Origin of the sequence: Streptosporangium sp. NPDC006013 (assembly GCF_040614275.1) — a bacterium.
Classification (GTDB): domain Bacteria; phylum Actinomycetota; class Actinomycetes; order Streptosporangiales; family Streptosporangiaceae; genus Streptosporangium.
This window is the reverse complement of record NZ_JBEXUE010000807.1, coordinates 1-2,609: the sequence shown is the minus strand read 5'-3', so window position 1 is coordinate 2,609 and position 2,609 is coordinate 1. Positions and strand designations below refer to the sequence as shown.

Annotated in this window: 3 protein-coding genes and 1 pseudogene; 1 reads left to right on the top strand and 3 read right to left on the bottom strand. The window is 64.6% G+C overall.

Annotated elements, in window-relative coordinates; translation table 11 throughout:
• A pseudogene (locus tag ABZ260_RS49770) lies at positions 1 to 374 on the top strand (hypothetical protein); the annotation flags it as partial.
• Between the two features lie 198 nt (positions 375 to 572).
• On the opposite strand, the gene ABZ260_RS49765 reads toward ABZ260_RS49770, so the two are convergent.
• From ABZ260_RS49765 to ABZ260_RS49755, 3 genes are all read right to left on the bottom strand, one after another.
• The gene (locus tag ABZ260_RS49765) at positions 573 to 929 is read right to left on the bottom strand and encodes a type II toxin-antitoxin system VapC family toxin (RefSeq protein ID WP_355632625.1); all 357 of its coding nucleotides are present in this window, start codon (positions 927 to 929) and stop codon (positions 573 to 575) included.
• Positions 926 to 1,522, bottom strand: coding sequence for an HD domain-containing protein (locus ABZ260_RS49760; RefSeq protein ID WP_355632622.1), 597 nt, complete (start codon positions 1,520 to 1,522; stop codon positions 926 to 928). The genes ABZ260_RS49765 and ABZ260_RS49760 overlap by 4 nt, the downstream gene beginning before the upstream one ends.
• Positions 1,523 to 1,855: 333 nt before the next feature.
• A complete protein-coding gene (locus ABZ260_RS49755) occupies positions 1,856 to 2,434 on the bottom strand; it encodes a hypothetical protein (protein WP_355632619.1) in 579 nt (192 codons plus the stop codon).
• Positions 2,435 to 2,609 lie beyond the last annotated feature (175 nt).

Below are 2,609 nucleotides of genomic sequence, written 5' to 3'. Positions count from 1 at the left end.
CGTCGAGCACGCCGGACAGATGCCTGCCCGCGATGGTGAGCGGGCTGGCGGGCAGCAGAGCGACCGCGGCGCTGGGTGAGGCCGGCCCGCCACCGGCCGCGCTGGCCGAGTTGCTGCGCGAGGTCTCGGAGGCGGCGCTGCTGCTGCAGCTCGAACTGGGGGCTGGGCGCGAACCGATGCTGGCCAGGCAGGCGTTGCTCGCCCTCGCCGCGCGGGAGCGGCCGAAAAACCTGGGCTTCTCCGCGAACGTCATCATCGCGCAGCTGCGCTCCATCGCCGTCGATTTGCTTGAGGCGACCGGGATGGACCACGACGTGGCCTCGGCCGCCCTGACCCCGCTGAACGAGCGGAGCGACGAGAGCACGCGCGGCTGAGGCCGAACAGCCCGAAGGCCGGCCAGATCCGTGAGACGGTCGATCTCGTCGAGGGTGCGGAAGGCGGTGCGGTACAGCCGCTGGTCGCCGATGCTCATCCGCACCGTGTCCACTGCGAATCCGAGCGGGGCCACACTCGTACGCGACCAGCAGCATCACCATTTCCTCTGGTGGAAACCGTGCCTGACCGGCTCCTGTTCACGGCGGTGGGTAGCGGTGGATCTCCGCCCGGTGCCCCGCGGAGCCGGCGAACTTGGTGTCATCGGTGAGCAGCGGCACCCCCAGCAGTTCGGCGAGGGCCACGTACATGCCGTCATACGCGGTGAGATTGTTCCGCAACTCCAGCGCCCGCGACTGCAGAGGCAGCGTCGGGTGCCGCACGATCTTGAGTTGGGCGTAGCGTTCCAGCATGATCCGGGCCCTTGCCTCGGAGATGCGTACCTCCGGCTTACTGGTGATCACGTGCCCGCGTACCACCGATGCGATCTCCACGTCGATCAAGGCTGGGGCGTGCACCTTACGGGCCAGCCGCCGACTCGATGGAGAGCGTGTCACACCACGGCGTACCCGTACGTGGTGACGAACGGTGCGAGATCGGGAACTCCGAAGCTTTCGCACATCGACTTGAAGATCACGGCCTTTTCCTCGCCGAAGCGCCGGACCTGAGCGGCGTAGGAGATGGCGGAGACAAATGTTGGGGGATCGGTTTTGCTGTGAAACTTGTCCGCGTACATCACAAGTTCTTCTTCGGCTGATTCCGCTACGTAGTCGGCAGGTGGCAGCGGGAGGCCTTGCCGCCGTATGTCGTGACGGTTGATTCCCACCCCGGTGTGACAGGAACAGAAGCGGCAGATCTTCTCCGGGAACCCCTCGTCAAGGAGGAGTTGGTAGCCGAGTATCCCGTGACGCACATAGCGTGCGTGATCGAGCCTTCCATCCTGGTCGTACAACCGGTACACCCCGATGTCATGAAGCAGGCTGCCGGCCCGCACCAGGTCCGTATCGAGATCGGGGTCGGCACGGGGGAGGAGCTGTTCCGCGATTCCACACACGATTTCGCAGTGGGTGTAGACGAGATCGAACGCTTCCCGGGTGGGCGCGTACTTCGCGTGCAGCGCGCGAATCTCTCCGTCCGTTGGAATCCGCATGCCGGGAGTTTAACCACCTGTGACGCCGCTGTTCGGCGTCGCGGATCAGCTCAGTGCTCTTCGTCGGCATCGGATTCGGGCTGGTCGCTCTGGCGTGCGCCGCCGCCCTGATCAGCCACCACTGGAGGACGGCTGCTCACCGGCGAGGCGGCACGCGCGCCCGCCGTGGCGCTGTCGCCGCCGAGCCGGCCTGACGCATAACCGCGCTCCAGGGCTATCCACCCGGGGCGCGTCGCCGGCCCTGGCAGATGCGCGATGCGTGAGGTTCCGGCCGACGACGGTTGTGCCGCGTCGCTCAAGGATGACGCTGTCGTCGTATGCCGATGACATGAGTCAATACAGCTTCGGGGGATTCCCTTTGGTCTCCACTACTTTTCGGGTCTGGCTCTCCCATTTCCAGATGAGGTCACGCCACTCGGGGGAGTCGAAGTAGTCGTCCACGGGTGTGGAGGTGTCGAACTCCGGCATGTAGCTGCCCAGGATGCCTTTTTCCAGTATGCCGTCGGCGATTACACCGCGCTCCCGCAGGATCAGAGAGGGAAGCCCCAGTTGGAAGGCCATGGCCGGCTCGATGTGCGACCAAGGGCTCGTCAGCCATTGGTCGCTGATGACGTAGGGGGAGCGGCCCGGCAAGTCGGCCAGATGGTTTCCAACGGCCCGCTCGACGTATGTCCGGCGGAAGGCAATCGTGATCAAGGCGTTTGACTCAAGCATCAAACGGCGGATCGCTTTCAAGGGGGCGTCCATGTCATAGTCCGTCACGCCCAGGGTCCGGGGTGCGAAACCGCGGTCGTCGAGATAGCCGCAGAGTGCTTCGACGAACGCCTCTTGCCGGGAGTTGCATGGTTTCGGATAACTCAGAAAAATGGATATTTTAAATCTGGACCGGGGGGACGGGGCGGCGGCGCTCACGTCGGCAGCCTACAACAGGCCGAAGTAGCGCTATGTTCAGAAATAGCGAGTAGGGAAGAGTCAAAGCTTGACCATTGGCGCGGAAGATCGTCGCGGGTCATCCGGACCCAGGTCAAATGGCCTGTTTGTCGCGGCCGAGGTCTCCGGGCACACCGAGGGAAGACGCAACTGATCC

What these genes read in the sequence shown, in the direction of transcription:
- ABZ260_RS49760 (WP_355632622.1), bottom strand. Translation starts at nt 1,522, where the DNA reads ATGCGGATTCCAACGGACGGAGAGATTCGCGCGCTGCACGCGAAGTAC.